Source organism: Streptomyces sp. NPDC006314, from assembly GCF_040613075.1.
GTDB lineage: Bacteria > Actinomycetota > Actinomycetes > Streptomycetales > Streptomycetaceae > Streptomyces.
Genome location: NZ_JBEXRL010000007.1, coordinates 54,374 through 76,976, shown reverse-complemented (window position 1 = coordinate 76,976; position 22,603 = coordinate 54,374). Strand labels below are relative to the sequence as shown.

General features: G+C 71.4%; 22 protein-coding genes and 2 pseudogenes. 16 read left to right on the top strand and 8 right to left on the bottom strand.

Going from position 1 to position 22,603, the window contains the following annotated elements; all coding sequences use genetic code 11:
* Nucleotides 1–6 precede the first annotated feature (6 nt).
* Nucleotides 7–1,512 carry a hypothetical protein gene (locus tag ABZ079_RS14905; protein ID WP_356939835.1) on the top strand — a complete coding sequence of 502 codons (1,506 nt, stop codon included), beginning with the start codon at nucleotides 7–9 and terminating at the stop codon, nucleotides 1,510–1,512.
* A 234-nt stretch (nucleotides 1,513–1,746) separates the two neighbouring features.
* On the opposite strand, the gene ABZ079_RS14900 is transcribed toward ABZ079_RS14905, so the two are convergent.
* Complete coding sequence (locus ABZ079_RS14900) at nucleotides 1,747–2,103, bottom strand: transposase (RefSeq protein ID WP_356939834.1); 357 nt, start codon at nucleotides 2,101–2,103, stop codon at nucleotides 1,747–1,749.
* Nucleotides 2,104–3,516: 1,413 nt separating this feature from the next.
* Here ABZ079_RS14900 and ABZ079_RS14895 point away from each other — a divergent pair.
* From ABZ079_RS14895 to ABZ079_RS14875, 5 genes are all read left to right on the top strand, one after another.
* Nucleotides 3,517–3,897, top strand: a complete 381-nt coding sequence (locus ABZ079_RS14895) for a BlaI/MecI/CopY family transcriptional regulator (RefSeq protein WP_356939833.1) — start codon at nucleotides 3,517–3,519, stop codon at nucleotides 3,895–3,897.
* On the top strand, nucleotides 3,894–4,187 hold the full coding sequence (locus tag ABZ079_RS14890; RefSeq protein ID WP_356939832.1) for a hypothetical protein: 294 nt from the start codon (nucleotides 3,894–3,896) through the stop codon (nucleotides 4,185–4,187). The genes ABZ079_RS14895 and ABZ079_RS14890 overlap by 4 nt, the downstream gene beginning before the upstream one ends.
* Before the next feature lie 89 nt (nucleotides 4,188–4,276).
* Nucleotides 4,277–4,561: a M48 family metalloprotease gene (locus ABZ079_RS14885; protein ID WP_356939831.1), complete on the top strand. Its 285-nt coding sequence runs from the start codon at nucleotides 4,277–4,279 to the stop codon at nucleotides 4,559–4,561.
* A gap of 393 nt (nucleotides 4,562–4,954) precedes the next feature.
* Nucleotides 4,955–5,347 (top strand): VOC family protein, encoded by a 393-nt coding sequence (locus ABZ079_RS14880; RefSeq protein ID WP_356939830.1) that lies wholly within the window; start codon nucleotides 4,955–4,957, stop codon nucleotides 5,345–5,347.
* 35 nt (nucleotides 5,348–5,382) lie between these two features.
* Nucleotides 5,383–6,453, top strand: a complete 1,071-nt coding sequence (locus ABZ079_RS14875; RefSeq protein ID WP_356939829.1) for an adenosine deaminase — start codon at nucleotides 5,383–5,385, stop codon at nucleotides 6,451–6,453.
* Here ABZ079_RS14875 and ABZ079_RS14870 read toward each other — a convergent pair.
* Both ABZ079_RS14870 and ABZ079_RS14865 read right to left on the bottom strand, forming a co-directional pair.
* The gene (locus tag ABZ079_RS14870; protein ID WP_356939828.1) at nucleotides 6,435–6,950 is read right to left on the bottom strand and encodes a DinB family protein; all 516 of its coding nucleotides are present in this window, start codon (nucleotides 6,948–6,950) and stop codon (nucleotides 6,435–6,437) included. The two genes, ABZ079_RS14875 and ABZ079_RS14870, sit on opposite strands and share 19 nt — an antisense overlap.
* A gap of 382 nt (nucleotides 6,951–7,332) precedes the next feature.
* Complete coding sequence (locus ABZ079_RS14865) at nucleotides 7,333–8,247, bottom strand: LysR substrate-binding domain-containing protein (RefSeq protein ID WP_356939827.1); 915 nt, start codon at nucleotides 8,245–8,247, stop codon at nucleotides 7,333–7,335.
* A 111-nt stretch (nucleotides 8,248–8,358) separates the two neighbouring features.
* Between ABZ079_RS14865 and mgrA the strand changes: the two genes are divergently transcribed.
* Nucleotides 8,359–9,351, top strand: coding sequence for an L-glyceraldehyde 3-phosphate reductase (gene mgrA / locus ABZ079_RS14860; protein WP_356939826.1), 993 nt, complete (start codon nucleotides 8,359–8,361; stop codon nucleotides 9,349–9,351).
* Nucleotides 9,352–9,604: 253 nt separating this feature from the next.
* Here the strand turns inward: mgrA and ABZ079_RS14855 are convergent, their stop codons facing one another.
* On the bottom strand, nucleotides 9,605–9,988 hold the full coding sequence (locus ABZ079_RS14855; protein ID WP_356939825.1) for a nuclear transport factor 2 family protein: 384 nt from the start codon (nucleotides 9,986–9,988) through the stop codon (nucleotides 9,605–9,607).
* Between the two features lie 311 nt (nucleotides 9,989–10,299).
* On the opposite strand from ABZ079_RS14855, the gene ABZ079_RS14850 reads away from it, so the two are divergent.
* The 4 genes from ABZ079_RS14850 to ABZ079_RS14835 all read left to right on the top strand — a co-directional run bounded on the left by ABZ079_RS14850 (nucleotide 10,300) and on the right by ABZ079_RS14835 (nucleotide 14,757).
* Entirely contained in the window at nucleotides 10,300–10,710 is a 411-nt protein-coding gene (locus tag ABZ079_RS14850; RefSeq protein WP_356939824.1) for a hypothetical protein, read from the top strand.
* A gap of 161 nt (nucleotides 10,711–10,871) precedes the next feature.
* The gene (locus tag ABZ079_RS14845; RefSeq protein WP_356939823.1) at nucleotides 10,872–13,211 is read left to right on the top strand and encodes an FHA domain-containing protein; all 2,340 of its coding nucleotides are present in this window, start codon (nucleotides 10,872–10,874) and stop codon (nucleotides 13,209–13,211) included.
* 17 nt (nucleotides 13,212–13,228) lie between these two features.
* Nucleotides 13,229–13,771, top strand: coding sequence for a hypothetical protein (locus ABZ079_RS14840; RefSeq protein ID WP_356940073.1), 543 nt, complete (start codon nucleotides 13,229–13,231; stop codon nucleotides 13,769–13,771).
* A complete protein-coding gene (locus ABZ079_RS14835) occupies nucleotides 13,771–14,757 on the top strand; it encodes a serine/threonine-protein kinase (RefSeq protein ID WP_356939822.1) in 987 nt (328 codons plus the stop codon). Before ABZ079_RS14840 ends, ABZ079_RS14835 begins: the two co-directional genes overlap by 1 nt.
* Here ABZ079_RS14835 and ABZ079_RS14830 read toward each other — a convergent pair.
* Nucleotides 14,754–16,022, bottom strand: coding sequence for a streptophobe family protein (locus tag ABZ079_RS14830; RefSeq protein ID WP_356939821.1), 1,269 nt, complete (start codon nucleotides 16,020–16,022; stop codon nucleotides 14,754–14,756). The genes ABZ079_RS14835 and ABZ079_RS14830 overlap by 4 nt on opposite strands.
* Before the next feature lie 186 nt (nucleotides 16,023–16,208).
* Between ABZ079_RS14830 and ABZ079_RS14825 the strand changes: the two are divergent.
* Nucleotides 16,209–17,306, top strand: a pseudogene (locus tag ABZ079_RS14825) (DUF6777 domain-containing protein); the annotation flags it as partial.
* A 551-nt stretch (nucleotides 17,307–17,857) separates the two neighbouring features.
* Nucleotides 17,858–18,310 (top strand): ATP-binding protein, encoded by a 453-nt coding sequence (locus ABZ079_RS14820; protein ID WP_356939820.1) that lies wholly within the window; start codon nucleotides 17,858–17,860, stop codon nucleotides 18,308–18,310.
* A gap of 69 nt (nucleotides 18,311–18,379) precedes the next feature.
* Here the strand turns inward: ABZ079_RS14820 and ABZ079_RS14815 are convergent, their stop codons facing one another.
* Nucleotides 18,380–19,267, bottom strand: a complete 888-nt coding sequence (locus ABZ079_RS14815) for an RNA polymerase sigma factor SigF (protein ID WP_356939819.1) — start codon at nucleotides 19,265–19,267, stop codon at nucleotides 18,380–18,382.
* A gap of 282 nt (nucleotides 19,268–19,549) precedes the next feature.
* On the opposite strand from ABZ079_RS14815, the gene ABZ079_RS14810 reads away from it, so the two are divergent.
* Nucleotides 19,550–19,954 carry a helix-turn-helix transcriptional regulator gene (locus ABZ079_RS14810; RefSeq protein WP_356939818.1) on the top strand — a complete coding sequence of 135 codons (405 nt, stop codon included), beginning with the start codon at nucleotides 19,550–19,552 and terminating at the stop codon, nucleotides 19,952–19,954.
* Nucleotides 19,955–19,967: 13 nt separating this feature from the next.
* Here ABZ079_RS14810 and ABZ079_RS14805 read toward each other — a convergent pair.
* Nucleotides 19,968–20,094 (bottom strand): annotated as a pseudogene (locus ABZ079_RS14805) (epoxide hydrolase); the annotation flags it as partial.
* A 125-nt stretch (nucleotides 20,095–20,219) separates the two neighbouring features.
* Between ABZ079_RS14805 and ABZ079_RS14800 the strand changes: the two are divergent.
* A complete protein-coding gene (locus tag ABZ079_RS14800) occupies nucleotides 20,220–20,705 on the top strand; it encodes a VOC family protein (RefSeq protein WP_356939817.1) in 486 nt (161 codons plus the stop codon).
* 21 nt (nucleotides 20,706–20,726) lie between these two features.
* Here the strand turns inward: ABZ079_RS14800 and ABZ079_RS14795 are convergent, their stop codons facing one another.
* Complete coding sequence (locus ABZ079_RS14795; RefSeq protein WP_356939816.1) at nucleotides 20,727–21,617, bottom strand: aminoglycoside phosphotransferase family protein; 891 nt, start codon at nucleotides 21,615–21,617, stop codon at nucleotides 20,727–20,729.
* A gap of 161 nt (nucleotides 21,618–21,778) precedes the next feature.
* Here ABZ079_RS14795 and ABZ079_RS14790 point away from each other — a divergent pair, with 161 nt between their 5' ends.
* The gene (locus ABZ079_RS14790; RefSeq protein ID WP_356939815.1) at nucleotides 21,779–22,573 is read left to right on the top strand and encodes a VOC family protein; all 795 of its coding nucleotides are present in this window, start codon (nucleotides 21,779–21,781) and stop codon (nucleotides 22,571–22,573) included.
* Nucleotides 22,574–22,603: the final 30 nt, after the last annotated feature.

Genomic DNA, 22,603 nt, shown 5'->3' with positions numbered 1-22,603 from the left:
GTTGTCATGGTGAACGCCACCAACCTGCTGCCGTACGAACCGTCGACCGACCCGAAGCCGTTGCGGGTGAGCTCCGCCGAGGAAACCGAATACGGCTCCGTCAACATCAATGTCGGCGGCGGGATCACCACGTCGGCCTGGTGCAACAAAATCACCGTCCGGGTGCCGGTCGGCGCGGGGGCCGAGCACCTCACCACCGAAGGCGCCGACATCAAGACCGGTGCCAGCACCGGCTGGACGCCGTCCGCTCCCGCCGTCTCCGGCGGCTTCGCGGTCATCACCTTCACCCCGGCCCGCGCGGTGCAGTTCACCGGGCAGATCGTCACCCTCACTCTGTCCAACATCGCAGTCAACCGCACGGCGGGTCAGGTCTCCATCGCGATCATCGAGAGTTCGTCAAGGACGAACGGGAGCTTCACCAACAAGGACGCTGCGGTCGAGGTGGACAAGTTCCCGGCCGGGTTCGTGTTCCGGAATTTCGCGCCAGAGAAGATCATGGTGGAGAACGGTGAGGTCGCCGTGCTCCGCTGGGAGGGCTCGGACGCGAAGTACACGATGCACTGGGGCGACACCCCCGCCGGAGTCCCCCTCGACAAGGAACGTGTCTGGTCCACCCCGCGCGGCCTGACCACCGTCACCGGTTTCATGCTCCGCGCCGAAGTCACAGCCGGTGGCGTCACCCTCACCCACACCCTGACCACGGCGGTCACCGTACGCATTCCTGACCTCGTCGTCAGGAACCTCACCGTCCAAGGCCCGGCCACATTCGCCGACAGCGTCAGCCTCACCAACACCGCCAAGGACCTGACGGTCGCCGGATCGGTGCGCGGCGCGGGCAGCAACCCGCTGCGGGTCAGCCAGAACGCGGGCCTGAAGGTCGACGCGGCCCTGAACGTCAACGGGGCGAGCACCTTCAACAACAGCATCACGACCATCGGCGGCGTCACCGTCGGTGGCACGCTCACCGCCAACGGCAACCTCAACGCCGTCGGGAAAGGGATCGTCCGAATCGCCGACCTCCGCGGCCCGTTGGGCGAACCGCTCAAAGTCAACAGCCACGTCAACGTCTTGCCCGGCAACAACGTCACCGTCGGTGGCACGCTCACCGCCAACGGCAACCTCAACGCCGTCGGGAAAGGGATCGTCCGAATCGCCGACCTCCGCGGCCCGCTAAGCGAACCGCTCAAAATCAACAGCCACGTCAACGTCTTGCCCGGCAACAACGTCACCATCACTGACAATCTCACCGTCGGCGGCAAGCGGGTTATCCGCGTCGGTGACCGCATCCAGCTGGAGGTCAACAGCCACAACAAGGAGCTCTATCTCTACTGTGAGACCGGTAACAGGGACAACGTCTACGGGGGAAGGCGCTCCGACGGCAGTACCTACTACCTCAACGCCATCTGGCGAGTTCATTACTTCGACTCCCGCAGCAGCGTGAAGAATGCTTCGGACGGCCAAGGAACCATCGCTGGACCCAACGGAGGCGACATCCGCTCGGCGGATGACTGAGAAGCCGTCTCTCAACCGACCTTGGATCGTGCAAGCCGAACGAAGTTCCTGGTCGGGTGATCTTCCGCCGATACGTGCATGAAGGCAGGGCCTTCTGTAGCTCGGGGGTGCGAGCCCATCCCGAGCGGTTCCGGAAGGCCCTGTTGTCGTCCTCGTACGCGCCCGAGCCAGTTGACTTCAATTCGCCTGCTGTTCGTGCGATTGCCTCACGCACGTGTACGGCAACGCAGCCGATCATCCCGCGGGCCGCCTCACGCGGCTACGACGGCGGGAAGAAGGTGCCGGGCCGCGACGGCCATTTCGATCGCGACGGTGACCAGGGACGTGTGCATGCGGTCGACGGTGGACCAGCCCACCACCGGCCGCGAGCAGATGTCGATGACCGTGGTCAGATACAGTTCTGGCAGGGTGGTCCGCTTCTGTGGCGCAGGTGCTTGCCTGCAGGTTCTCAAACAGCTCACGCAGCCGCGGCTCACTGTTCGGCAACGGCTTGTCGAACGCCTTCTTGCCCGCAGGGGTGAGCGCGGTGCCGTGATGCTCGCCCTTGCCGACGTCGAGTCCGAGGTAGACGTCGATCTCTCCCTCGTTCACTAACCCCTCCCCAGTAGACGCTTCCCGGCCTCGCCTGCGGCATCAGCGTGCCGGCATCCACGTTACGAAGGCCTGCTTCACCTCGACGAGCGCGGCAAGCGGTCATGCCCCTGCCCGGTGACACCACTTTTTCGGCCATGATCGACAAGGGGCGGAAGCCATGCCGAACCCGGAGACCGGGAACCCCATTGCGGGGCATAACGGGGGCATGGGATGACCTTGAAGCCCTGACAGGGCCGCCCGGCTGCACAGTGTTGCCAGATGTGCGGCGGTTCCGATATCACTGGGGACCGCTTGTGTCCTGAGGATGCCGCTTTCGCCCGACAGCAAGATCAGGGGCAGCGAACCAGGCGTCCTTCGGCCCCGTCATCGCCTCCGCGCTCAAGCACTCCGTCTACTACGCCCGGAAATGGTCCACGCCCGTCCCCGTACCTCACCTGGTGTCCGCCTCCCGTCCCGGTATGACCGTCTTCGCCCGCGTACCGTTGCGGGAGTTGCCGCTGCCCCGGCCCTCGGCGTCGTGCTTCTCGTATCCGAGGTGATCGGTGACGCTGATCGACGCCAGTGCGGCCGGTGCGTCCGCTGGGCGACGGCGGCGTCCAAGAAGCAGGCGTTCATAGTTTCCGCGCAAAACTACCTGCCGAGCGGCGAGTGGCCGACGCGAGTCGACCATGAACCCCTGACGCATGCCAACGGCCAGTGAGTCAAGTCTTCTACCCACAGGTTAAGCGTGCCATGACCTGCTTCGACGAGTTATGTCGGTACACAGAACGCACCGCACCTGGAAAGAGGAGTACGGCGGGCCGTCCGCGCGCGGATCCCAGCCGGTCCTGGCCGCGAACGCGTCGGCGGCCGCCACCGGCACGTCCCCGGCGCCGAAGGCCCGCACCTCCCCGTCGACGAGCACGACATCCCGGGTCAGCCGGGTCCGGGCGCCGTCACGCGGATGGCGGCCCGTGGGGTTGGCGCCGCGGATGGACGGTCAGATCGACTCGCCGTCCCATACGGACCACAGCGAGACGAGACACGGCAGCCCGTCCGCGTCCACGGTGGCCACCCAGATGCCGATCTCCTGCTGCGGACGGGGCCAGTACGTCGGGCCTGCGCTGCCCGGCGGTGCGGGCCGGTTCGGTGATCTTCACGCCCGGCGACGTCACCGGTCCCCGCCGTGCCGCACCTCCCGCCTGCGGCCTGGGTCCGCGGCCCTGGTGCGTCCCCGGCGCGGCCTCGGCGCCGCACGCCGTACGACCGCAGTGGCCGCGCTGCTGAAGTCACAGCCGTTCGGTCCTCGTCGGCGGGCTCCCTCGCCTCATGCGTGTGCGGGTGCAGGACCGCAGGACGGCATTCGGCTGACTACGATTGTGTAGACGGTCTTCAGGACCGCAAGACGAAGACGGGGTGAGAAACGTTCCCATGACCGATGCCAAGGATGAACGTCGCCCGGCCGGTGAACTCGAAGCGAGCGTCCTGGCCGCACTCTGGGCCGCCGGCGCGCCCCGGACTCCCGGACAGGTCCGGCAGAGCCTCGGTGCGGACCTCGCCCGCACCACGGTGACGACGATCCTCACGCGCCTGCATGACAAGGGAGTCGTCGACCGGCGGCGCCAGGGCCGCGGATACGTCTATCTCCCCGTCCGGGACGTCCCGGACGTCCACGGCCTCACCGCCCGCCGGATGCACAGCGAACTGGACCGGGACAGCGACCGCGAGACCGTCCTGGCGCGTTTCGTCGCCCAGCTCAGCCCCGACGACGAACGCGTCCTGCGGGATCTGCTCGCATCCGGCGATCGATGACCGTCCTGCTTCTGCTGCCCCCGCTGCTGCCGTTCGCCCTGCCGGCCCTGGCCCGCCGGACTCTGGACCGGCTGGCCCCGGTCGCCGCGCTGTGGGCCGTCACCGTCTGCGCCGTCGTCCTCGCCGGCTGGGCGGTGGCCGCCCTCGGGGCCTTTGTCCTCATCGGGCTGCTGGAGCCGCCGCTCTTCGCCACGCACGGCGAGCCGATCCACCCGCTGCGCACCGCCTCCGACGTCTTCGCCGTCCCGGCCGCCGCCACCTCGGCCGGCGTCCTGGCCGTGGGCTGCTGAACCCTCGTCCGCTCGGTGCTGCACCAGAGCCGCGCCTTCCGGGCGGCCCGTACGGAGGCCGGGGCGCATCTGCCGCCGGTGACCTGTGCGTGGTGGACCCGCCCCGCCCCGACGCCCACGCCCTGCCCGGCCGCCCGCACCGCATCGTCGTCACCACCGCGATGCTCCACAGCCTGGACGGCCCGGAGCGCGAGGCGTTCTTCGCGCACGAGCGGGCGCACAACGAAGGCGGCCACCACTACGTCCTCGCCGCCGCAGAACTCGCCGCCGCAGAACTCGCCGCCACGGCCACCCCGCACTGCGCCCGGTCCGCGCGTCGATGCCCCGCGCCGCCGACGAGGCCGCCGCGGCCTCGGCCGGCGACCGCCGCCTGACCGCCCGCGTGGCCCTCGCCGGCCAGGCCGCCCGCTCCGATCGCCCGCGTGGCCCTCGCCGGCCAGGCCGCCCGCTCCGACCGCCCCTACTTCGCCGCCGGGGCGACCGGCGGGTTCGTGCCGCAGGCGTCCTCACTCTCCTGGACACCCCTCGGGTGCCCCGCGGCGGCCGGGCGATCACCGATCTCCTCATCGCCCGCACCACCGTCTCTTCTGTCGCCTCGGTCACCGGGACGGTCGGCGTCCACCACCGCATCGGGGTCGCCCAGGGCAGACGACAGGCCCTGACGGGAGGCCGCCCCGGCCCCAGGCGACGCGCGTAGAACAGTGACTGGCGCCCACGAAGTTTTACGTATAACCTCACCGGCTAACCACCCCCACCGGAAGGTACCGATGCGACGCGTCGCCCTGGTCACCCTTGTCGTGGACGACTACGACGAGGCCATCCGCTTCTACACCGAGGCCCTCGGATTCCGTCTGGCCGAGGACGCCCCGCGCCCCGACGGCTCCCGCTGGGTCGTCGTGCAACCCGGCGGCGACGCGACCGCCACCGGCCTGCTGCTGGCCCGCGCCAAGGACGAGGACCAGCGGAGCCGCGTCGGCGACCAGACGGGCGGACGCGTCGGGTTCTTCCTGCACACCGACGACTTCGCCCGCGACCACGCCCGGATGACCGCAGCCGGCGTGACCTTCCTGGAGAAGCCGCGCCACGAGCCGTACGGCACCGTCGCCGTCTTCCGGGACCTGTACGGCAACCGCTGGGACCTGCTCCAGCCCGCCGCCTGACCACCCCTGAACCACCTGCCGAGGAAAGCCCTGCCATGACCGCGAACCGCATCGACACCGAGACCCTCCGCCGGCTCCCCAAGGCCGTGCTCCACGACCACCTCGACGGCGGCCTGCGCCCCGCCACCGTCGTCGAACTCGCGGCCGCGGTCGGCCACAAGCTGCCCACCACCGACCCCGACGAGCTGGCCGCCTGGTACTTCGAGGCCGCCAACTCCGGCGACCTGGTCCGCTACATAGCCACCTTCGAGCACACCCTCGCCGTCATGCAGACCCGCGAGGGCCTGCTGCGCACCGCCGAGGAGTACGTCCTCGACCTCGCCGCCGACGGTGTCGTCTACGCCGAGGTGCGCTACGCCCCCGAGCTGAACGTCAACGGCGGGCTGACGCTGAACGAGGTCGTGGAGGCCGTCCAGGAAGGTCTCGCCACCGGTATGGCCAAGGCGGCAGCCGCCGGTACCCCGGTCAGGGTCGGCACCCTGCTGTGCGGCATGCGGATGTTCGACCGCGTCCGCGAGGCCGCCGCCCTGGCCGTCACCTACCGCGACGCCGGTGTCGTCGGCTTCGACATCGCCGGGGCCGAGGACGGCTTCCCGCCCGCCGACCACCTGGACGCCTTCGAGCACCTGCGCCGCGAGAGCGTGCCCTTCACCATCCACGCCGGTGAGGCGCACGGTCTGCCCAGCATCCACCAGGCCCTGCAGGTGTGCGGCGCCCAGCGCATCGGTCACGGTGTGCGCATCACCGAGGACATCGTGGACGGCAAGCTCGGCCGCCTCGCCTCCTGGGTGCGCGACCGCCGTATCGCCTTGGAGATGTGCCCCACCTCCAACCTGCAGACCGGCTGCGCCACCTCGATCGCCGAGCACCCGATCACCGCGCTGAAGGACCTCGGCTTCCGGGTCACCCTGAACACCGACAACCGTCTGGTGTCGGGTACGACGATGACCCGGGAGATGTCCCTGCTGGTCGAGGAGGCGGGCTGGACGGTCGAGGACCTGCGCACGGTCACGGTGAACGCCCTCAAGAGCGCGTTCATGCCGTTCGACGAGCGCAAGGCCCTCATCGAGGACGTGGTGCTCCCGGGTTACGCGGCCGCGCTCTGAAGCAGCCCCCTCAGGTAGGCGGCCTGTCCGATGTGCTGAAGGTCGTCGGACAGGACGCTCACCAGGCGGACGCCCAGCGTGACCGGGGGGTCCCAGCGCTCGTCGACGATGCGCTCGAGATCCCTTGCGGCGAGCCCGCGCAGGGCACCGAGCGTCTGGTCGTGCACGGCGTCGTAGTACCCGGTCAGCAGCTCGGCCGACTCGACGCGCACCTTGGCGACCTTCGCGGGCCTGTGCCCGTAGCCGGTGTCGTGGCGCGGCAGGCCGAGGCCGAGGCGTTTCTCCCAGTCCTGGGACAGCCACACCTGGTCGAGGCCGAAGGCGTCGGCGATGTGGTCGTCCTGCACCCGGGTGAGGTGCCAGACGAGCCAGGCGATGGAGTTGGCGTCGGGCGCCGGGCGGTGATGCAGCTCGTCCGGTCCGAGGCCGTCGAGGGCGGCATGGACCTCTTCCTGGATGCGGCCGTAGCCGTCGATGAGAATGTCCTTTGCGTGCATGGATCCACCATCGCGCATGGGGCGCGGTCCTGCGTCCGCGATCCAGCCTCCGCGGAAGCCCGGCGGCACCCGCCCCCGGCGGGTCCACCCGCGCGACCGGCTCCCGGCCCGGTCATTCTCGCGGCGCAGGACTTCACCGGCGAGACCGCCGGTTCCTCGATGAGGGACCCGAACGCCCCTTCGTAAGACGCGGCGTTGACGGCTCGTCGCCTCACCGGAGGGCCGGGCCGCCGCCTGCGTACGGCCGTTCCGGCGAGCACGCCCGCCGCCGTGGGACCGGCCGCGCCCCCCAGCGCGGTCCGCCGTGTGGGTTCCGCCCTCGCGCGTACTCGCGGCCGTCGTCGTGGCTGGCGGTCATGGGTCGCGGCGGCGGACGGCCGGATCAGGAGGCCTGGAACCCGTCCGTGAGTGATGCCAGGGCTTCTGTCTCGAGGAGCGTGACGAGCGCGCGGGCGGCGGGGCTGGTGGCCCGTTCCGGTGGCAGCAGGGCGACGGTCTCGTACTCCGCTTCGCCCGTTCCCTTCAGTGGCAGCGCCGTCAGCGAGGGCCGCTTGTACCGGAAGTGCCGGGGCACGACCGCGATCCCGAGGTTCTCGTCGACCAGGTCCAGCAGGCTGTGCACGTCGTTGACCTCCAGTGCGACCATGCGCCGGACGCCGGCCGCGGCGAAGGCGGCGTCGGTGCCGCGGCGCGGACCCCAGTCCGGATGGAAGTCGACGAAGACCTCGCCGGTGAGGTCGTCCGGGGCCAGCACGACGGAGGCCGAGGCCAGGCGGTGGCTGGGGTGGCACAGCACGGTCATCGGCTCGCCGGCCAGCGACACGGAGCGCAGTTGCTCGGTGTCCGCCTGGGTGCGGTAGGCGAAGGCCAGGTCGAGCCGCCCGGCCGCGACCTCCTCGGCCAGCGCGCCCGAGCCCGCCTGACGCAGCCGGATCTCCACGTCCGGATGCCGGCCCCGGAACGCGCCCAGGAGCCGGGCCACGTGCACCCCGGCGATGCACTGCTCGGTGCCCAGCGCCAGCGTGCCACGCAGCACGCCCTGGACCGCCGCCACCGCCTCGTGCGCCGAACGCACCTGGGCCAGGATCCGCTCGGCCTCCACCAGCAGCGCGCGCCCCGCCTCGGTGAGCGTCACCCGGCGGGTGGTGCGTACGAACAGCGGTGCCCGCAGCTCCCGCTCCAGCGACCTGATGGAGGCCGACAGGCCGGACTGGGACACCATCAGGCGTTCGGCGGCCCGGGTGAAGTGCTGGTCCTCGGCGACGGCGACGAAGTGCCGGAGATGGCGCAGTTCCATGATTGAGAAGCCTAGCCGCACAATTTCATCGGATTCTTCTGTTGGACCGCTGCCGGCAGCCCGGTGAAGAGTGGAACCGGTAGATCGTGTGCCAACCCCTCTGGAGTCGCGTTGTACACCGCACACCCCGACCGATACGCCGACATGCCCTACCGGCGCACCGGACGCAGCGGCCTGAAGCTTCCCGCGCTGTCGCTCGGCCTGTGGCACAACTTCGGGCCCGACCGGCCCGTCGAGACCCAGCGCGCCATCCTGCGCCGCGCCTTCGACCTCGGCATCACCCACTTCGACCTCGCCAACAACTACGGCCCGCCGCCCGGCGCCGCAGAGTCCGCGCTCGGCCAGGCCCTGACGGCCGACTTCGCGCCGTACCGCGACGAGTTGGTCATCTCCACCAAGGCGGGTTACCTCATGTGGCCGGGACCGTACGGCGAATGGGGCTCACGCAAGTACCTGCTGTCCTCGCTCGACCAGAGCCTCACGCGGATGGGCCTGGACTACGTCGACATCTTCTACTCGCACCGCCCCGACCCGGAGACTCCGCTGGAGGAGACGATGGGCGCGCTGCACTCGGCGGTGCAGCAGGGCAAGGCGCTGTACGTCGGCGTCTCCAACTACTCCGCCGAGCAGACCCGCGAGGCCGCCCGCATCCTCGCCGACCTCGGCACCCCGCTCCTCATCCACCAGCCGCGCTACTCGATGCTCGACCGGCGCCCCGAGGACGAGGGCCTGCTCGACGCCCTGGACGAACTCCAAACCGGCTCCATCGTGTACTCCCCGCTGGAGCAGGGCCTGCTCACCGGCCGCTACCTCGACGGCATCCCGGAGGACTCCCGCGCCGCGAGCGACAGCCCCTTCCTGAACACGAACGCGGTCACCGAGGACCTCGTCGGCCGCCTCCGTGCCCTGGACGAGATCGCCCAGCACCGCGGTCAGACCCTGGCCCAGCTGGCCCTGGCCTGGGTGCTGCGCGGCGGCCGGGTCACCTCCGCCCTGGTCGGTGCGAGCAGCGCGCAGCAGATCGAGGACAGTGTCGGTGCCATCCGCAACCTCGACTTCGACGCCGAGGAACTGGCACGGATCGACGCGATCGTCCGGCCGTAGCCCGGTTCCGGGGGAGGAGGGCCGTAGGCCGAGCCGCTCTGTTAGGCGGCCGGACACCGGATCGCCCTCCTCCGCCCCGATCGCCCCCCCGGACGGCGGCCCGACCTTCTGCGGGGTCCTCCGCGGGGCGCGGCGACATCCGTGTCCACTGTTTCACCCGCTCGATCACCCGTCGGCACGATGCGTGCGGTGGCCTCGGTACGTTCACCGGGGCAGATCACCGCACGCGGCGGAACTCATCGCCGGCCATGCGTCAGGCACCTGCCGGCACCCGGTCCAGGAAGCCCAGCACCTGCCGGATGCCGCCTTCCTCGTCCAGCGTGACCACGTCGAACCCGGCCACCGGTGCCGAGCCGTCGGCCTCGTTCACCAACTCCCAGCCGAAGCGCGCGGTGTCGTGATGCCCGTCCACCGCGCCCAGCGGACGGAACACGAAGCCGGGGAACTGCTCGTGGACGGCCGCGATCACGGCCGCGATCTGCTCGTGCCCGCGGACCTCGGCGAGCGGGTCGGTGTAGGCGCCGTCCACCGTCCACGCGTCGGCGACCGCCTTCTCGATGGCCGCCGGCTCGGTGGCGTTCCAGGCCTCGAAGTAACGTGCGGCGGCGCTCTCGTAACGGTTGGCGTTCACGGACATGGCGAATCAGCCTCCATCGAGGTCGTGTCTTCTCGTCAGGACCCGGATTCGGGGTTCGCCGATCCGGTGTGACCACCATGCCCCAGCGGCGCGGGACGGGTCGATTACCTCCGGCGTCATGCCCGGGTGCCGTACAGCCCGGTGTATTCCGGCCGGAACGGGCGGTGAATATGCCAGCAGACTGGCCGGAAAGTCATGGTGACTCTGTTTCGGCAGTGGCGATACTCGAACGCCAGGGGCACTTCACCGCACAGGAGCCGCACGTAAGGAGCGGGCCTGGCCGGCCATCACCGAGGCGACGGGGGAGCGAGGTGCACGACGAGTTCCTGTGCCATGTCACGGCGTACGGCATGTGCGACGGCAGGCGCATCGGCGTACCGCTCGGCACCTATCGTGCGCCGACCCTGGCGCTGGCACTGTGGTGGCTGCGGGACCGGGCCTCCTGGATCGCCGAGCGGCTCGATCCGAGTCCCGAGGACGCCGCCTTCCCGGCGGGCGCGCTGGTGCCGGTCGCGGACACGGTGGCCGACGTGCCCGCCCTGCTGCGCGGCTGGTGCGCCGACGACGTCCGGCAGGAGCTGGTCGCCGACGAGCTGGCGGGCGGGCGGCTGGTGCGGATCGCGGCCAATGACGACACCACCGAGTACGAGCTGCTCGCCGAGTCCGTCGACGCCCTGCGCATGCAGCGCACCCTCCCGGCGCTCGTCGTGCCCGTCGCCTGACACGTGTCCGCGCGCCCCCTCGGCGCCGAGAGCGGGTGAGGGTGGAGCCGAACGGCGCGGCGGACGGGCGGGCGAACGGGGCGGACGCCGCGAGGCCGGACGGGGCGGCGGGCGCGGGCGACGAGGGGCGCACATGTGAGCGAATCGGTACAATCTTGGTCATGGCGGAGCGATCGGTCGCCCCGACGGCACCCGAACTCGTCCTGGAGACCGAAACGGGCTCCACGGTGATGAGCCCCGGCCACGACTACCACGTCGGGCGCGACCCGTTGAGCGACATCGTCCTCGACGATGCCCGGGTGTCGTGGCACCACGCCGTCCTGCGCTGTGCCCACGACCACTGGACCCTGGCGGACCAGCACAGCACCAACGGCACCTACGCCGACGGGATCAGGATCGAGCGGTGGGAGGTCCGGCCCGGCAGCGAGGTCCGCTTCGGCAACCCCACGGACGGACCACGCGCCGTCCTGACCGGTGTCCCGCGGCCCGCCTCCGACCGCCCCTCAGCGGTGTCGATGCCCGAGCTGACGGGCACCTTCCGCCGGCCCACCAGTGTCCGCCCGCTGCCCGCCCGCACCATCCGCATCGGCCGGGCCCCCGACAACGACCTCGTCGTGGACGACCTGATCGTCTCCCGGCACCACGCCGAACTGAGCGCCCGCACCGACGGCACGTACGAGATGGTCGACCTCGGCAGCCACAACGGCACCTACCTCAACGGCCGGCCCACTACCCGCGCCCCCGTCGGCCCGGGCGACATCATCGGCATCGGGCACTCCACGTTCTGCCTGGTCGGCGACGAACTCCAGGAGTACGTCGACACCGGCGAGGTCTCCCTCGACGTGCAGGACCTCACCGTCACCGTCGACCGGGGGCGCAAACTACTCCTGGACCACGTGTCCTTCCCGGTGGGGGAGAAGTGCCTGCTCGCGGTGGTCGGACCGAGCGGCGCCGGCAAGTCCACGCTGCTGAACGCCCTGACCGGGCAGCGGCCCGCCGACCGCGGCACCGTCCTGTACGACGGACGCGACCTGTACCGCGACTACGCCGAACTGCGCCAGCGCATCGGCCTGGTCCCGCAGGACGACATCCTGCACCCCCAGCTCACCGTGCACGCCGCCCTGACCTACGCCGCCGAGCTGCGGTTTCCCGAGGACACCGGGAAAGCCGAGCGGCGCGCCCGGGTGGACGAGGTGATCCGGGAACTGGGCCTCGGACAACGAGCGGAGCAGCCCGTGCACAGCCTCTCCGGCGGCCAGCGCAAACGGGTCAGCGTGGCCCTGGAGCTGCTCACCAAACCCTCGCTGCTCTTCCTGGACGAGCCGACCTCCGGCCTCGACCCCGGCATGGACCGGTCGGTGATGAACATGCTGCGCGGCCTCGCCGACGACGGCCGCACGGTCATCGTGGTCACGCACAGCGTCCTGAGCCTCGGCGTCTGCGACCGGCTCCTGGTCCTGGCCCCGGGCGGCACGGTCGCCTACTACGGCCCGCCCGGCGACACCCTCGCCTTCTTCGGCTTCGAACAGTGGCCGGAGGCCTTCGAGGCCTTCGACCGCGACCGGGAGCGGGACTGGGCCCGGGAGTACCGCGAGTCCCCTTTCCACCGGCACTACGTCGCCCAGGCCAGCACGCAGCCGCACCATCCCGGCCCGGCCCCCGTCGTCCCGTCGCCGCCGCCCCGCCCGCGCAGCCGCGGGGCCCAGCTCCGCACCCTGGTCCGCCGCTACACGGCCGTTCTGAGCGCCGACCGCACCTTCCTCCTGATCATGATCGCCCTGCCGTTCGTGATGGGCGCCATGGCCCGGGCCCTGGCGGGCGGCGGACTCACCCGGGAAACCGCGATGAACGCACTGCTCATCCTGTGCGTCGGCGCCGTACTGACCGGCGCCGCCAACGCGGTCCGCGAACTCGTCAAGGAACGCGTCGTCTACCAGCGCGAACGCGCCGTCGGCCTGTCCAGATCCGCCTATCTGATGTCCAAGGTGGTGGTGCTCGGCACGGTCACGGTCGCCCAGGCCGTCGTCCTCACCCTGGTCGCCCTCCTCGGCGTCGACCTCAACGCCCCCGGTGGCAGGGGTGTCCTGCTGCCGCCGCTCGCCGAGATCATCCTGGCAGTCGCCCTGCTGGCGTTCACTGCCATGATGCTCGGCCTGCTGGTCTCCGCGCTGGTGCGCAAGGAAGAGGTGACGATGCCCCTGCTGGTGCTGCTCGCCATCGTCCAGGTCGTCTTCTGCGGAGCCCTACTCCCACTCGACGGCGTGACCGGCCTTCAGCAGCTGTCCTGGCTCGTGCCCTCCCGCTGGGCCCTCGGCGCCCTGGCCGGCACGGTGGGACTGTCCCGGATCGTGCCCGGTGAGCTGACCGCCGACCCGCTGTTCCGGCACTCGGCGGGCGTCTGGCTGTTCGACCTGGTCATGCTGCTGGTGCTGTCCGCCCTCTACGGGTTCGCGGTCGCCCGGCTGCTGCGCCGGCGCGAGCCGGCCGTGATGCGGAAGTAGGCGGCCCGATGGCAAAGGTGCCCAGCCCCGGATTCCGGCCCACACACGTCGTCCCGCCGCGCGGCATGCCCGCCTGGGAGGCCCCGGACCCCACCCGGCCCACCGTGCCCCTCGACCCGCTGCTGCCGGTCCAGCTCGTGGAACGGCGCGGTGACTGGGGGCACATCCTGTGCGCCAACGGCTGGGCGGCCTGGGTCGACGGCCGCCTCCTGCTCGCGGTGCCCGAGGACCCGCCCGCCGCCGACGGCCCCGACGGCACCGCCGATCCGCGGCCCCTGCTGGCCCGCGCCGAACAGGCTCTGGCCGACTACCGGTCCGCGGTGGCGGAACTCGCGGCCGGCGGCCTGGACGGCGAGGACTTCCACGACCGCACCGAGGGACTGCGGATCGGGATCGTGGTCGACGGGGAGTCCATGTGGATCTACGACGCGCAGCAGGGTCGGTGGATGTACGGCGACGGACGGCGGCTGAGCCCCTACGCCACCGACCGGGCGGTCACCGGAGCGGACGATTCCGGGCACGCCCCGACGCGACTGGTCGCGCCCGAGGGTGAGCGCTGATGGCGCGCGAGGCCGGCCTCTTCTCCGGGCGGCCCTCGGAACTGATCGGCCGCCGGGTAGCGAACTACCTGATCGAGAGCGAGGTCGGGCGAGGCGGCATGGCCGTCGTCTACCGCGCCCGCGACCTGCGCCTGGACCGCACGGTGGCCCTCAAGCTGCTCGCGCCGGAACTGGCCCGCAACGACACCTTCCGCAAGCGCTTCACCCACGAGTCCCAGGTGGCCGCCGCCATCGACCACCCGCACATCGTGCCCGTCTTCGAGGCCGGCGAGACGGACGGGGTGCTCTACATCGCGATGCGGTACGTCTCAGGCAGCGACCTGCGTCACCTCCTCGACGTGCGCGGACCGCTGCCGCTGCCGGACACCGTACGGATCACCGCCCAGGTGGCCTCCGCCCTGGACGCCGCCCACGCGCACGGGCTGGTCCACCGGGACGTCAAACCCGGCAACATCCTGGTCGCCGAGGGCACCGACAGCGACCACCCCGAGCACGTGTACCTCACCGACTTCGGGCTCACCAAGAAGTCGCTGTCCCTGACCGGCTTCACCAGCGTCGGCCAGTTCGTCGGCACCCTCGACTACGTGGCCCCCGAGCAGATCTCGGGGCGCCCGGTCGACGGCCGCTGCGACGTCTACGGCCTCGCCTGCGTCGTCTACGAGGTCCTCACCGGCCGCCCGCCCTTCCAGCGCGAGGACGACATGGCGCTGCTGTGGGCGCACCAGTACGACGAGCCGCCCCCGCCGAGCGCGGCGCGGCCCGGCCTTCCCCCCGCCCTCGACACCGTCTTCGCCAAGGCCCTCGCCAAGAGCCCGGACGCCCGCTACGACACCTGCCTCGGCTTCGTCGCCGCCCTGCGCGCACCCCCGTCGACCCCACCCGCCACGGCCGCGCCCGGCGACGGCCGGACGGAGACCGGGCGGGACCACGCGGTGCCCCCGGCGCTCCCGCCCCCGACCTGGGCCGAGCCCGTGTTCCGGCCCTAGGATCCGCCGGCCTCGCCCCTGCGGTGCACCGGCCGGGCCAGCAGGCCGCCCAGAAAACCGGCCACCAGTCCCCACAGCGCGCCCAGTCCGACCGCCTGCCACAGCCGGGGCTTGAGGAACAGCTCTCCGGACAGTCCGCCGCCCAGGTCGCCGATGCCGAGCAGGGACAGTCCGTAGTGCGTCGAGATCCGCCCCACCAGGCAGATCATCAGCACCGTCAGCGCCAGCGCGACGGCCAGGTGCACGGCGTGCTGCCACAGGCGGACCCGGGCCGGTGAGCGGGCCGCCATCCGGAAGGCGACACCGAGCAGCAGAACCGCGTCCACGACCACCATCCACCACATCCGGTCGTCGTGGTCCGTGAGGGAGCGCAGGTTCAGCACGGAGACGCCCGGGGTGCGCAGGATCGCGTCCAGGACGTGGGGCATCGGCAGTCCGAACGGACCGTCCACCCGCCCGTCCCAGGTCGCCCCGAGGCCGAGGGTCAGGCCCAGCCAGGCGAAGTTGGGCAGGCCGAGCAGGATCAGCGCGAGGGAGGCGGGAGCGTGTCCGTGGGTGACCGCCGCGATCAGCGCGGTGACGAGGCCGACCACGACGGAGGCGAGGAGCAGGACCACCATCGCGTGCGCCGCCGGGCGCACCGTCTCCTGGAAGCGCAGCAGCCGTCCAGGCAGCGGAGCCCCGCGGGCGACCAGCAGCGCCAGCGCCAGCACCCCGGCCAGCCACAGCAGACCGAACAGCACCGTCAGCGGCACGTCCGTGGTGAACCCGACCTTCGGCACGGCGTCGAACAGGCCGGTCAGGTCGCTGAGGGTGCCGTTGCCGAGGTCGACGGCGAAGGTCTGCCGGGCCCCGAGGGCCAGCCCGATCAGCACCAGCAGCCACAGCACCGCGATCCGCGCGGCCCAGCCGGCCAGTTCCCCGGCCGAGGCGACGGCCCGGTGCCGCAACGGGCGCAGAAAGCCCGAGCCGATCGCCAGGGCACCGGCGAGCGTCACCGAGAGCGGCAGCACCGTGAGGCCGGCACCGGTCTGCGCGATGACGCCCGCGTCACCGGCGAGTTCCACGCTGCCCCCGACCGCCGTCACCAGGGTCGCGGTCACCACCCTCGGGAACGCGCCGTCCGGCAGATCCGCCGCCCCGGCCGCCCACAGCCCCGGCGCCGCAACCAGCACCATGACGGCCAGCCCGGTCAGCACTGCGGCCACGGCCTGCGCCCAGCCGTGACGGGCGACGGGCCGCTCGGAGACGGTGGGTGGACTCACTCCTGCCACGCTAGGCAGCCTCCGGGCACCGCGCGCGCCGGGTGAGCCATCCGCGTCGGCTTGCGAGCCTCACCGGAGTGCGACACACAATGGGCTCAATATGCAGCCAAATGCAGCACATGGCATTTGGCTGAGAGAAGCCGCGAAAGCCGCGTATCGCGACGATCGCGACGGGAAGAAGTGCTCGTGAGCGTCGACCCTCCGTCCCCCGGCCGCCCCACAGGGCCGCCCTCCGGGCCCCTGTCGGGCTCGAACCGGCCGCCTTCCGGACCGCCGCCCTCGCAGCCGCCGGTCGGCGGCACGGGGCCCAAGGGGCCGCACGGGCCGTGGTGGAAGTCCGTGCCGCGTGTGGCCACCCTCACCGCGGTCGTGGTCGTCGCCGTGGTCCTGGCACTGGTCTTCACCCGTTCGGGCGGCGGCGGTTCCTCCGCCAAGGGAGGCGAGGTCTTCCTCCAGTCCGCCAACAGCGCGGGCCCGGACCCGTACACGGGGTCGAGCGCCGAGCAGAGTTCCGCCCCGCCGGAGCCGTCCGCCTCCGACGTGCCCTCCACCGGAGCGGCCAACGAGGTGCGCGGAGTGGAGGGCGGGGCGCCCGGCCTGTACGGCGGCACACAGAAGGTCGCCGCCTGTGACGTGGAGAAGCAGATCAAGGCCCTGGGGGCCGACCCGGCCAGGAACCGGTCCTTCGCCTCCGTGGCCGGTGTCCAGCCGTCCGGCGTCCCCGCCCACCTGCGCTCGCTCACCCCCGTCCAGCTGCGCGTCGACACCCGTGTCACCAACCACGGCTACCGCGACGGCGCCGCAACCAGCTACCAGTCCGTCCTCCAGGCGGGCACCGCCGTCCTGGTCGACGGACGCGGCGTGCCCCGGGTGCGGTGCGCCTGCGGCAACCCGCTGACCCCGCCGGTCGCCCAGCGGACCACCCCCAAGGTGACGGGCCACCGCTGGTCGTCGTTCCGGCCCTCGAACGTGGTCGTGGTGACCCCCGCACCGAAGCCCGTCACCTTCTTCGTGCTCTACGACACCCGCCACGACGACTGGATCCGCCGGCACCGCGGCGACCACGACTGCCGTCGCGACCGGCTCGCGGAGCCGCCGGTGCTTCCGCACCCCTGGAACCCGCCGCCGTGCCCGCCCTCCCCGGGCGCGACCGGGACACCGGGCTCCTCGCCGAAGCCCTGCCGGCCGGCGCCGAGCAAGTCGAGCCCGTCCTCGTCCAAGTCCGACTCCTCCTCGCCGTCCGCATCCTCGTCCTCTGAGTCGAAGTCGCCGGAGTCGAAGTCGAAGTCGCCCGAGTCGAAGACACCCGAATCGAAGTCGAAGGCGCCGGAGTCGAAATCGCCGGAGTCGAAGTCGCCGGAGTCGAAGTCGCCGGAGTCGAAGTCGCCCGAGCCGAAGTCGCCCGAGCCGAAGACACCCGAGTCGAAGTCGCCTGAGTCGAAGTCGCCGGAGTCGACGCCGCCGTCTTCCGGAACCTCCTCGGAGCCGTCCCCGGAGCCGCCCTCGTCCAGGCCGCCGGAGCCGTCCTCCGGTTCCCCGGCGACCGAGACGCCCACTCCCACGGCACCGTCCTCGGTGAACTCACTGCCGGAGTCCTCGCCCGGCGAGGTCACGTCGCAGACCGCCGACCGGTCGGCGGGGACCACCACGGTCCCGGAGCAGCCGGAGACGGGCTCGCCCAGCGTGTGAGCGGTCTCACGTCCCCTGGTCCGGCGCGTGAGCCTCGCCACTGTGCGCGCTCGGCGAACGCATCCGGTGGACTGCCGGGCCCGGCACGGGGTACGAGGACTGGTGCAACATCGACAGGCCGGAGCGGGCTTTCCGAGAGAGACAGCATGACCGAACACCTGAGCGGGGCGGCGATACCGACTGGTTTCGACGTACCCGTGGAGCCGCTGCGGCGTGCGGCGCACTACACCGGCGAACCCGGATGCATCGCGGAGGCGCGCGCCTTCGCGGCCCAGTTCCTGGAGCAGCTCAGGACCGAGTGGTGCGCCGTCGCCGACAGCCGTACCGATGGCGAGCTGCTCCTCATGGTGAGCGAGCTGGTGACCAACGCCGACCGGCACAGCAACGGCCCGTACATCCTGGAACTGGAGGGCACCGGCAGCTCCGTCACGGTGTCCGTGTACGACAGCAGCCCCGCCGTCCCGCGCCGCTACCCCAAGGACCCCGAACGAGTCGGACGGCATGGTCTGGAGATCGTGCACGCCCTGGCCTCGTCGGTCACCGTGGAGCGGATACCCGTCGGCAAGCGCGTGCGTGCCCGCTTCATGCTGGGGCGCTGACCCACCCGCCACGCCGTCCTTCCGAGCGCCTGGACGAGGGCGGGCCAAGGCCCGCCCCGGGCTTCCCCGTCAGGCGCAGCCGAGTTCGCCGAGCATGCCCTGGCGTAGCCGCGTGATGATCCGCTTGATGAGCCGGGAGACATGCATCTGGGAGCAGCCGAGCCGTTCCCCGATCTCCGCCTGGGTGGCCTCCTCGACGAACCGCATGTGGATGATCCGCCGGTCGCGGTCGCTGAGTTCCGCCATCAGTGGGGCGAGCGCGTGGAAGTCCTCGACGAGCGTCAGCCCCTCCTCCTCCACGCCGATGAAGTCGGCGAGCACGGCCTCGCCGTTGTCGGGGCCGTCACCGGTGAGCGCGGCGTCCAGGGAGGCGGAGTTGTAGCCGTTGGCGGCGAGCTGCGCCTCGACCACCTCGTCCTCGGAGATGTTCATCAGCGTGGCCAGTTCGGCGACCGTCGGGTCCCGGTCCAGCCGGCTGGACAGCTCCTCGCGTGCCTTGGCCAGCTCCACCCGCTGCTCCTGGAGCCGGCGCGGCACGTGCACCGCCCACGTGGTGTCCCGGAAGAAGCGCTTGATCTCGCCGACGATGTACGGCAACGCGAAGGAGGTGAACTCGACCTCTCGCGACACCTCGAACCGGTCGATGGCCTTGATCAGGCCGACCATGCCGGTCTGGACGATGTCCTCCATGTCGTCGCCGCGGCCCCGGAATCGACCCGCCGCGAACCGCACCAGCGACATGTTCATCTCGATGAGGGTGTTGCGCGCGTACTGGTACTCGTGCGTGCCCTCCTCCAGCTCGGCCAGCCGGCGGAAGAACTGGCGGGACAGCTCCCGTGCGTCGCGCGGGGCGACGGAGGTCGGGTCCGCGATGCCAGGCAGTGATCCCTCGCCCGTCCCGTCCTGCTCGGTCCTCACGGCGACTTCTGCCTTCGACCGGATCCCGGCGGTCTTCATTACCTCTCCCACGAAAGTCACGGTTCGACGTCTGCCTCTGCGGCCTCTGCGTATCCGATCCCTGCCCGAAGTGCGTGTCCCGCCGGATACCCCGGATCCCCGGGGTTCATGCGTATCCGCGGAGCGGCTCACCCCGCGGGTACCCCCGGTGACGCTTCGCATGCACTCCCCGCTCGGACCTGGCGTGAAACAGCCGCCGCTGCGCCGAGACGTCCCGCGGTTTCCCTCAGGGCGCAATACCGCGCCCTTGCCCTGCGGGTCACGGCTCCTAGGCTGACGGGGATGAGGAACCAGGTGAGCAAAGAAGCCCGAGTGATTCCCCTGCGACCGGCACCCGCCCGCCCGGACGGGACCGAGCCCCGGGCCAAGGAGCCCCTGTGGCGCGACCTGGTGGGTGAGGTGCTGCGCCGCGAGCGTCAGACGCAGGACCGCACGCTCAAGGATGTGGCCGACGCGGCCCGGATCTCGCTGCCCTATCTGTCCGAGATCGAACGCGGCCGCAAGGAGGCCTCCTCCGAGGTCCTCGCGGCCGCCGCCCACGCGCTCGGCCTGGGGCTGGGCGACCTGCTGTCGCTGGCGCACGGCGAGCTGACCCGCCGGTCGATCACGCACTCCCGGACGATCACACGCTCCCGGACGGCCGCCGCACCGCACCGCCCCCACAACGGCCTCTGCCTGGCCGCCTGACCCGGCAGCCGGGTCACTTCTGCCGCACCTGCCGGAAGAACGCCCGGACGTCGCCGGCCAGCAGATCCGGCTCCTCCATGGCCGCGAAGTGCCCACCGCGGTCGGGTCCAGCGCACGAGTCTCTCGGTCCGCTCCGCCCTGCGTGATCCGGATGCTGTGCGGGTCCCTCACTCACCCGACCGGATGTCTCACCGGTCCGGCCGATGAGTTTCGCGCCGAGGACCGGTCGGTACGGATGACCGCGTTGCACGCCCAGGAGGTGCTCATGACCACCGACGGATTCACCACGTGTCTCTGGTTCGACGGCCAGGCCGAGGAGGCCGCCGACCACTACGTGTCGATCTTCGAGAACTCCCGCATCGGCCGCGTCGGCCGCTACACCGAGGCCGGCCCGGGCCCGGCCGGTTCCGTGCTGGTCGTCGAGTTCACGGCCAACGGCCAGAAGTTCGTCGCGCTGAACGGTGGCCCAGAGTTCAAGTTCAACGAGGCGATCTCCTTCCAGATCTTCTGCGCCGACCAGCAGGAGATCGACCACTACTGGACCAAACTCACCGAGAACGGCGGTGAGGGCGGCCCCTGCGGCTGGCTCAAGGACAAGTACGGCGTCTCCTGGCAGGTCGTCTACGACCGGCTGATCGACATGATCGGCGACCCGGACCCGGAGAAGGCCGCGCGTGCCACCCGGGCCATGATGGGCATGGGCAAGCTCGACGTCGCCGCGCTGGAGAAGGCGTACGCGGGGGAGGAGTAGGGACCTCGGCCGGCCGGGCCGCTACCCGGCCTCGGCGAGGATCTCGGCGATCACGTGCCGGGAGTTCTCCGCCAGCGCCGGGTTGGTGCGCCGGTAGTAGGGCAGCTGGATCAGCGAGATCGACAGCGCCCAGCCCCGCCCGCGCGCCCACTCGGCGTCGTCGGCGCCGACGGCCTTGCGAAAGGCGCTGCGGGCGGTCGCGGGCAGCAGGTTCCAGGCCACGATGAGGTCCACGGCCGGATCACCCACCCCGGCGCAGCCGAAGTCGATGACCGCGCTCAGCCGTCCCGCGTCGACCAGCATGTTCCCGGGGGACAGGTCCGCGTGCGCCCAGGCCGGCGGACCGGTGTGCCCGGGCGCACGCAGGGCCTCGACCCACAGGGCCGACACGGCTGCCGTGTCGATCCGGCCGGTGAGCTGTACGAGCGCGGCGCGGGTCGGCTCGTCCCGGGTGGCGAGCGGCACGCCCCGGTGGGCGGGCGGACCGTCGTGCGGGTCGACCCGGCGCAGCGCCGCCACGAACGCCCCGAGGTCCTCGGCGAGCCGCTCCGCATTTGTGACGGCGCCGGGGACCGGGTTCCGCCCGTCCAGCCACCGGTACACGGACCAGGGCCAGGGGAAGTTCCCCTCCGGGGCGCCGACCCCGGCCGGCTCGGGCGTGGCGACCGGCAGCAGCGGGCCCAGCCGTGGCAGCCAGCGCTGCTCGTGGGCCACGTCGCCGACGGCGCCGGGATGCCGCGGGAGCCGCACCACCAGGTCGGTACCCAGCCGGAACATGGCGTTCTCCGTACCGGAGGACCGAAGGCGCCGCACCGGCAGGGCCGCCCATCGAGGGAACTGCCGGGTGATCAGGCGGCGGACCAGCGGCGCGTCGATGTCGATCTCGTCCTCGTGCATCTTCACAACACTCATCAAGGCCATCCCACCGGGCCGGGGCCCCGGCTGTCGACCGGATTCCCGACGCCACACGGCCCGACCGGTTCGACGCGCGTGCCGACCGGGGGATGGCTAGCGTGGGCAATCGGGACACCAGCTCCGCAATCGGGGCATACCACATCAGGAGGGCCGCGAGCATGGCCGTGCAACCCGAAGGAACGCCCTGTTGGGCCGATGCGATGTTCAGCGACGTCGAGGGAGCGAAGAGGTTCTACGGCGACGTCCTCGGCTGGACCTTCGGCGAGACGTCGTCGGAGTACGGCAACTACACGCAGGCCTATGTGGACGGCAAGGCGGTGGCCGCCGTCGTCCCCCCCATGCCCGGCCAGGAGAGCCAGTCCCAGTGGTGCCTTTACTTCTCCTCGCCGGACGCCGCCGCCACCGCGGCGAAGATCAGGGAGAACGGTGGCGAGGTGCTCATGGAGCCGATGCGGGTCGGCGACTTCGGCACCATGTGTCTGGCCCGCGAGCCCAGCGGAGCCGTGTTCGGGGTCTGGCAGGCCGGCACCCACGAGGGCTTCGAGGCGATGGCGACCCCGGGCGCCTACTGCTGGGCCGAGGTCTTCACCCGCGAGCCGGAGAAGGCCGACGGCTTCCTCTCCGCCGTCTTCCCCTACCGGATGAAGGACATCGAGGACCACGCCGTCGACTTCCGCCTGTTCGACATCGGCGAGGACACGGTCCTCGGCCGGATGCGGATGACGGACGACTTCCCGCCCGAGGTGCCCCCGTACATCAACGTCTACTTCACCGTGGACGACTGCGACGAGGCCGTCGCCCGGGCCACCAAGCTCGGCGGCATCCTCCGCTTCGGGCCCATGAGCAGCCCCTTCGGCCGGTTCGCGGCGCTCAGCGACCCGCAGGGCGCGAACTTCTCGGTGATCGACATCACCACCACCGAGGGCGAGATGCCCAAGGTCAAGGACGTCTGACCGGTGCCCGGAACGCCGGCCCGCGCGGCC